The 7,710-nt window shown below is 72.1% G+C and carries 9 protein-coding genes; 8 read left to right on the forward strand and 1 reads right to left on the reverse strand.

Features of this window, described 5'->3' with window-relative positions:
* Positions 1-43 precede the first annotated feature (43 nt).
* Positions 44-586, reverse strand: a complete 543-nt coding sequence (locus ACFWEP_RS28240; RefSeq protein WP_387374119.1) for a 3'-5' exonuclease — start codon at positions 584-586, stop codon at positions 44-46.
* Between the two features lie 88 nt (positions 587-674).
* Between ACFWEP_RS28240 and ACFWEP_RS28245 the strand changes: the two genes are divergently transcribed.
* The 8 genes from ACFWEP_RS28245 to ACFWEP_RS28280 all read left to right on the forward strand — a co-directional run.
* Positions 675-1,739 (forward strand): biotin/lipoate A/B protein ligase family protein, encoded by a 1,065-nt coding sequence (locus ACFWEP_RS28245; protein ID WP_387374121.1) that lies wholly within the window; start codon positions 675-677, stop codon positions 1,737-1,739.
* A gap of 98 nt (positions 1,740-1,837) precedes the next feature.
* A complete protein-coding gene (locus ACFWEP_RS28250) occupies positions 1,838-2,245 on the forward strand; it encodes a helix-turn-helix transcriptional regulator (protein ID WP_328718459.1) in 408 nt (135 codons plus the stop codon).
* A gap of 309 nt (positions 2,246-2,554) precedes the next feature.
* Positions 2,555-3,391: a molybdate ABC transporter substrate-binding protein gene (gene modA, locus ACFWEP_RS28255; protein ID WP_387374123.1), complete on the forward strand. Its 837-nt coding sequence runs from the start codon at positions 2,555-2,557 to the stop codon at positions 3,389-3,391.
* Positions 3,388-4,305: a molybdate ABC transporter permease subunit gene (gene modB, locus ACFWEP_RS28260; RefSeq protein ID WP_387374125.1), complete on the forward strand. Its 918-nt coding sequence runs from the start codon at positions 3,388-3,390 to the stop codon at positions 4,303-4,305. The genes modA and modB overlap by 4 nt, the downstream gene beginning before the upstream one ends.
* Entirely contained in the window at positions 4,302-5,387 is a 1,086-nt protein-coding gene (locus ACFWEP_RS28265; protein ID WP_387374127.1) for an ABC transporter ATP-binding protein, read from the forward strand. The genes modB and ACFWEP_RS28265 overlap by 4 nt, the downstream gene beginning before the upstream one ends.
* Before the next feature lie 249 nt (positions 5,388-5,636).
* A complete protein-coding gene (locus tag ACFWEP_RS28270) occupies positions 5,637-6,152 on the forward strand; it encodes a hypothetical protein (RefSeq protein ID WP_387374128.1) in 516 nt (171 codons plus the stop codon).
* Between the two features lie 262 nt (positions 6,153-6,414).
* On the forward strand, positions 6,415-7,266 hold the full coding sequence (locus ACFWEP_RS28275; protein WP_387374131.1) for a DUF4097 domain-containing protein: 852 nt from the start codon (positions 6,415-6,417) through the stop codon (positions 7,264-7,266).
* A 67-nt stretch (positions 7,267-7,333) separates the two neighbouring features.
* Positions 7,334-7,710: ATP-binding cassette domain-containing protein (locus ACFWEP_RS28280; RefSeq protein ID WP_387374132.1), on the forward strand; the 377-nt coding region annotated here is incomplete at its 3' end.

The raw sequence follows: 7,710 nt of genomic DNA on the forward strand, positions 1-7,710 counted from the left end.
GGGCGGGCCGACGGCCGTCGCCGGCCATCCTGTCGTCAGACCGTCAGCCTTCAGGCCGCAAGGTTGTCAAGCCGTCAGACAGTCGGACCTCCCCGGCTTCAGCCGGGAACGCGCTCGGCACACCGGTCCAGGACACGTGGAGGCCGTCGCGGGCCCTGGTGCAGGCCACGAAGAGCAGGCAGCGCTCCGCCGTCAGATCCGCCTCGTGCTGGAGGGCGTCCGCATCAGCCGGTGTCACGGCGCCCGGGTAGGGCAGTGCTCCCTCGTGCACGCCGATGACGGCCACGCACCGGAACTCCAGCCCTTTGGCCGGCGTGTCCACGGTGGTGATGTCCGCCCGGTCACGCAGGTGCGCGTCCTCCACGAGGTTGGCGAGCCCGCAGCGCAGTGCGTCGACGAGCGGGTTGGTGTACGGGGTGAGCGGGATGCGCTCGCCGTCGCGCAGGAACCCCGGGAGGTGGCCTACGCGGCGCGGCGCCACGACGGTCTTGCCGGTGCCCGGTCCTTGTTCACTTGCGCCGGTCCCGAGTGGCGACCTTGTGCGGGGAGGGGTGAGGACCCCCGGCCCCCTCGCGGACGCCGACACCCTGACGAAGGGCGCACCGCCACCACCCCACCGCCTTTGGGGGCAATAGACTCGAAGTCCACACCGCGCACCGAAAGGGAGCAAAGCCGTGCATGGTGAGTACAAGGTGCCCGGCGGCAAGTTGGTCGTCGTGGATCTGGACGTCGAAGCAGGCGCCCTGCGCAATGTCCGGGTGGCCGGGGACTTCTTCCTGGAGCCCGACGAGGCCATTACGGCCGTCGACGCGGCCCTGGAGGGGGCGCCCGGGGACACCGACGCCGCCGGCCTGGCCGCACGTGTGGAGGCGGCGCTGCCCGAGGGCACGGTGATGTACGGGATCACCACCGAGGGCATCGCGGTGGCGGTGCGGCGCGCACTGGCCCACGCCACGGACTGGACCGACTACGACTGGCAGTTCATCCACGAGGGTCCCCAGTCCCCCGAACTCCACATGGCGCTGGACGAGGTACTGACCGAGGAGGTGGCCGCCGGACGCCGGGCCCCGACGCTCCGCGTCTGGGAGTGGGGCGCCCCCGCGGTCATCATCGGCAGCTTCCAGTCCCTGCGGAACGAGGTCGATCCCGAGGGCGCGGCCCGCCACGGCGTACGGGTGGTGCGCCGGATCTCCGGGGGCGGAGCCATGTTCGTGGAGGCGGGGAACACCATCACGTACTCCCTGTCGGTTCCGGCTTCCCTCGTCTCGGGGCTCTCCTTCGCGGACTCGTACGCCTATCTGGACGACTGGGTCCTCGCGGCGCTCGGCGACATGGGCATCAAGGCGTGGTACCAGCCCCTCAACGACATCGCGACCGAGGTCGGGAAGATCGCGGGCGCCGCACAGAAGCGGGTCACCGGTCCGAAGGGCGGCCCCGGAGCGGTCCTGCACCACGTCACCATGAGCTACGACATCGACGCGGACAAGATGCTCGAAGTCCTGCGCATCGGCAAGGAGAAGATGTCCGACAAGGGCACCAAGTCGGCCAAGAAGAGGGTCGATCCGCTGCGGCGTCAGACCGGGCTGCCGCGCGAGGCGGTCATCGGGCGCATGGTCGACTCCTTCCGCAACCGCTACGGACTCACCGACGGCCACGTCACGGCCGAGGAGCTCGCCCGCGCGGAGGAGCTGGCCGCCACCAAGTACAGCGGCGACGAGTGGACCGCTCGCGTGCCGTAGTTCCCGGGGCGTCCCCGTGCCGCCACGACCCGCCGGACCTGCGGCGGCACGCCGTCCGCGCTTGCGTGCGCGAGGAACGGCCACCTACCGTGACGCCCATGCAGTCCTACACGATCGGCCAAGCGGCCCGCCTGCTGGGCGTGAGCCCGGACACCGCACGACGGTGGGCCGACGCCGGCCGGGTGGCCACGCACCGCGACAAGAGTGGGCGCCGGCTCATCGACGGCGGGGATCTGGCGGCCTTCTCCGTCGAGGTCGCCGGTAACGCCGGGAGCGGCGGCGGGGGTGAGGACGAAGTCCCCTACACCTCCGTCCGCAACGCCTTCGCGGGCATCGTCACGGCGGTGAAGCTCGGCGATGTCGCAGCACAGGTCGAGATCCAGGCCGGACCGCACCGGCTGGTCTCCCTGCTGACGCGCGAGGCGGTGGAGGAACTGGGCCTGGAGGTCGGCATGGAGGCCACCGCCCGCGTGAAGTCGACCAACGTGCACATCGACCGCGTCTGAGCGGTTCTTCGCGTCCATGTCCCGGGTGTCCCGGGGGCCGGGTGGCCCTCGGGATTTCGGCGTACCCGTGAACGGACGACCACGTGGACCGATCCGTAACCGCATATGCCCCACCCGAAGCATCCTCATCACAGCGCTTGCCAGGTAATCAGGGTCTTCCCCCTGGCATCTGCGCCAGTATGATCGGTCCGTGCATCCGCCCGTGCAGGCTGCCGACGCGCCTCTCGCCGCCGGCCGGGCGGTCGCCGTCGGACCAGTGCGGAGGAGTCGTCCGGCTCCTCCCGATGACCAGAGGGAGCAGACCCCGTGATGACCCGTCCCGCACGCCGGACCCGTAGGACCCTGCAGTGGACGGGCGTGGGAGTCGCCGCGCTGCTGGCGCTGAGCGCCTGTTCCTCCTCCGACGACTCCGCGTCCGACGCCGCCGGCTCCGCCTCGGCTTCCGCGTCCGCCGATGCCACGCCGAAGCTCTCCGGCACGGTGACCGTGTTCGCCGCCGCGTCGCTCAAGGAGAGCTTCACGACGCTGGGCGCCTCGTTCGAGAAGGCCCACCCGGGCACGAAGGTCGTCTTCAACTTCGGCGGCAGCGACAGCCTGGCCGCCGGGATCACCGGGGGCGCCCCCGCCGACGTCTTCGCCGCCGCGAGCGCCAAGACGATGGCGATCGTCACCGACGCGGACGACGCGGCGGGCACGCCCGCCACGTTCGTGCGCAACCAGCTGGAGATCGCGACCCTGCCCGGCAACCCGGACAAGGTCGCCACCCTCAAGGACCTCACGGACTCCGATCTGTTGGTCGTGCTCTGCGACAAGACGGTGCCGTGCGGCGCCGCCGCGCAGAAGGCGCTGGACGCGGCCGGGCTCAAGCTCACCCCCGTCAGTTACGAGCAGGACGTCAAGAGCGCCCTGACCAAGGTGGAGCTCAAGGAGGCCGACGCGGCCGTGGTCTACAAGACCGATGTGAAGGCCGCGGGTGACAAGGTGGAGGGTGTGGAGTTCCCCGAGTCCGCCGACGCCATCAACGACTACCCGATCACGCTGCTGAAGGACGCCCCCAACGCCGAGGCGGCGAAGGCGTTCATCGAGCTGGTGCGGTCCGCCGAGGGCCGGCAGGTGCTGACCGGGGCGGGATTCATCCAGCCGTGAAGCAGCGTGACGCGTCCGACGCCGTGACGGGCCCTCCGGTGGGCCGGTCACGGCTTCGCCGTGTCCGAAGCGGTACGGGCCGGGGCGGCGGTTTCGAGAAGCGCGGCGGTAAGGGCCGGGGCGACGGTACGGTCCGGCGCGGGGTTCCGCTGCCGCTGTTGCTTCCGGCCCTGGTCGGCCTGGTGTTCCTGCTGCTGCCGATGGTCGCCCTGCTCGTGCGGGCCCCCTGGCGGAACATGCCGGAACTGCTGTCCAGCACGGAGGTCTGGCAGGCGCTCCAGCTGTCCCTGATCTCGGCCACCGCCGCCACCGCGGTGAGCCTGGTCCTGGGGGTGCCGCTCGCGTGGGTGCTGGCGCGCACCGACTTCCCCGGCCGCGGGTTCGTACGGGCCCTGGTGACGCTGCCGTTGGTGCTGCCGCCGGTGGTGGGCGGTGTGGCGCTGCTGCTGGCGCTGGGCCGCAACGGCGTGGTCGGGCAGTGGCTGGACTCCTGGTTCGGCATCACGCTGCCGTTCACCACGGCGGGGGTGATCGTGGCGGAGGCGTTCGTGGCCATGCCCTTCCTCGTCATCAGCGTGGAGGGCACGCTGCGGGCCGCCGACCCCCGTTACGAGGAGGCGGCCACCACCCTGGGCGCCTCGCGCTTCACGGCGTTCCGGCGGGTCACCCTGCCGCTGATCGCACCGGGCATCGCGGCGGGTGCCGTACTGGCCTGGGCCCGCGCGCTGGGCGAGTTCGGCGCCACGATCACCTTCGCGGGCAACTTCCCCGGCCGTACGCAGACCATGCCGCTGGCCGTCTACCTCGCCCTGCAGGACGACCCGGAGGCCGCCATCGCGCTGAGCCTGGTGCTGTTGGCGGTGTCGATCGCGGTCCTGGCCGGGCTGCGCGACCGCTGGATGACGGCGTCATGACGGGGACCTCAGCCGCCGCTTCCGCCGGCGCCTCCGCCGCCGCCGAGGGGCTCGACGCCCGGCTCGTGGTGGACCGGGGCACCTTCCGCCTGGACGTGACGCTGGGCGCCCGGCCCGGCGAGGTCGTCGCGCTGCTGGGTCCGAACGGCGCCGGGAAGACCACGGCACTGCGCGCGCTCGCCGGCCTCACCCCACTCTCCGAAGGCCATCTGCGGCTGGACGGGGTCGCGTTGAACGGCACGCCGCCGGAGTCGCGGCCAGTCGGGGTCGTCTTCCAGGACTATCTGCTCTTCCCGCACCTCTCGGCCCTGGACAACGTGGCCTTCGGGCCGCGCTGCCGGGGCGTACGCAAGCCCGAGGCGCGGGCCCAGGCCGCCGCATGGCTGGAGCGCATGGGGCTCACCGACCGGGCCGGGGCGAAGCCACGCCGACTCTCCGGCGGCCAGGCCCAACGCGTCGCACTCGCCCGCGCGTTGGCCACCCACCCCCGGCTCTTGCTGCTCGACGAGCCGTTGGCCGCGCTCGACGCCCGCACCCGCCTCGACGTCCGCTCCCAGCTCCGGCGCCACCTCGCCGAGTTCGAGGCGGTCGCGGTGCTGGTCACGCACGATCCGCTGGACGCGATGGTCCTGGCCGACCGGCTGGTCGTGATCGAACACGGCCAGGTCGTCCAGGTGGGCGCGCCGTCGGACATCGCCCGCCGTCCGCGTACCGACTACATCGCCCAGCTCGTCGGCCTCAACCTCTACCGGGGACAGGCCGAGGGCCACACGGTCCGGCTCGACACCGGGCCCGCCATCACCACCACCGAGGACCTCACAGGACCGGTGTTCGTGGCCTTCCCTCCGAACGCGGTCACCCTGCACCGCGACCGCCCCACCGGTTCCAGCGCCCGCAACCTCTGGCGGTGCGAGGTCGTGGGGCTGGAGACGCGACGCGACCAGATCCGCGCGGACCTCGCGGGCGAACTCCCCCTCGCCGCCGACCTCACCACGCTCGCCGCCGCCGAGCTCGACCTGCACCCGGGAGCCCCGGTCTGGGCCACGGTCAAGACCGCGCAGACGCACGCGTACCCGGCCTGAGGTACCGCGGCGGCGGGACGACCGCCTTCCGGTGACGCCGCGTGTCGCCGGCGTGGCACACCATGGCGCCACATGACACCACGTGGCGCCACCCCGCGCACCACTCCACCGGAAAACACCCATGGCGCCACGCCCACCGCCGGTAACTTCACCACGTTTCAGCAGGTCAGAGCCATGCAGCACAGACTTGACACCGCACAGTCACACAGGCGCTTGCGCATGGCGCCACCATGGTGCCATTATGACGCCATGGACCTCACCCCGTATGTCGAGACCCTCCGCCGCGAACTCGCGGTGGCCGCCGAGGCCGGCGGCGACGACGCCCGCGAGCTGGCCGAGAGGCTCACCGCTCCCCTGGAGTCGGCGACCCGCCTGACCCTGCTCAACGTCCTCTCCGCCGCGATGGACGAGGTCACCCGCGAGCTCGCACCGGGCTCGGTCGACGTACGGCTCCGGGGCCTCGACCCCGACTTCGTGGTGACCCTGCCGCCGACCGACTCCCCCGCCGCGGAGCCGTCCACCCCCGCCGAACCGCTCTCCGTACAGGCGTCCACCGAGGGCGACGAGGGTGGCACCGCCCGTGTCAACCTGCGCCTGCCGGCCCACCTCAAGACACGCGCCGAGGAGGCCGCGAGCCGCGAGGGCCTGTCGGTCAACGCGTGGCTCGTACGGGCCGTGTCGGGCGCCGTCGACGGCGGCAGCCGGCCGCGCACGACGGAGAAGGTCCAGGCACTCGGACAGAGCTTCACCGGCTGGGTCCGCTAGGGAGTGTGTCGAAAGTGGCGCCGTCCGCCCGTGGGGCGGGCGGGACTTTCGACACACGCCCTAAAGCGTGTTGCGAAAGTCCCGGCTGACGCACCACCCCCGGCCACGCCCCCGACCGGACCTCCGGGCCACGACTCCGACAGGGACCCCGCCCACGATCCGCCGGACACCGCCCGGGGCGGCCGGCGCCACCGCACCACTTCACCCATGACCTCGTCCCACCAGCGGGGACGACCTCAAGACCCAAGAGGACGGGACAGCCATGCCTTCTTTCGACACCCCTGAAGCGATCTCGGTCACCGCCCGTGTGGAGGCCGGCTCCATCCAGTTCACGGCGGGCGACCGCCTCGACACCGTCGTCGCGGCGAGCCCCCGCGACCCGAAGCGGGACATGGACGTGCGGGCGGCCGGCCAGACCGAGGTGACCTACGCGAACGGCACACTGATCGTCAGGACGCCCAAGTCCGGCCTGTTCGGCCGCACCGGCATCGTGGACGTGACGGTCGAACTGCCCTCCGGCTCGCGGATCGACGTGACCGGCGCCTGGACCCAGGTATTCGGCGCGGGGCGCCTCGGCGAGGTCCATGTGAAGACCTCCTCCGGCGACGTCCGCCTCGACACGACCGGCCCCCTCCGGCTGACCGCCTCCCACGGTTCGGTCAGCGTGGACCGGATCGAGGGCAAGGCCGAGATCACCACCAGCTCCGGGAGCCTGCGCGTCGGCGTCGTCGACGGCCCGGCCGTCCTGAAGAACTCGCACGGCACCACGACCGTCCGGGCCGCCACCGGCGAACTGCGGGTGAGCGGCGCTCACGGCGACATCGAGATCCACCGCGCGGAGGACTCGGTCACCGCCACCACCGCCTACGGCACCCTGCGTGTGGGCGACGTGGCCCGGGGGACGGTCCAGCTGGAGACGAACTACGGGGCCATCGAGATCGGTGTCCGCGAAGGCTCGGCCGCCTGGCTCGACGCGAGCTCGGGCTCCGGCCAGGTACGCAACACGCTCACCGCGTCCGAGGCTCCGGCCGACCCCGACAGCGCGGACGCCGTCATCAAGGTCCGCGCACGGACCCGGCACGGCAACATCGACGTCCGCCGCGCCTCGAACTGACCGCGTGGAGGGCCGCCTTCGGCCCTCCCGCCCGCCCGCAGCCTCTTCCTTCGACCGGGGGAACCCCATGCCTTCTCATGTCATGCACACACCCAACCAGAGGGACGGCCGCCCGTCCCCGACCGCCGTCTCCGCCGTCGGCCTGCGCAAGTCCTACGGCGACAAGACCGTCCTCGACGGCATCGACCTGCGCATCCCGGCCGGGTCCGTGTTCGCCCTGCTCGGTCCGAACGGGGCCGGCAAGACCACCGTCGTCAAGATCCTCTCGACTCTCCTCACCGCCGACTCCGGTCAGGCCCAGGTCGCCGGCCACGACCTGACCGCCGCGCCGCAGGCGGTACGGGCCGCGATCGGCGTCACCGGGCAGTTCTCGGCGGTGGACGGGCTGATCACCGGCGAGGAGAACATGCTCCTCATGGCCGACCTGCACCACCTCTCCAAGAC

The sequence above is a fragment of the Streptomyces sp. NPDC060198 genome (genome assembly GCF_042728415.1).
Taxonomy (GTDB): domain Bacteria; phylum Actinomycetota; class Actinomycetes; order Streptomycetales; family Streptomycetaceae; genus Streptomyces.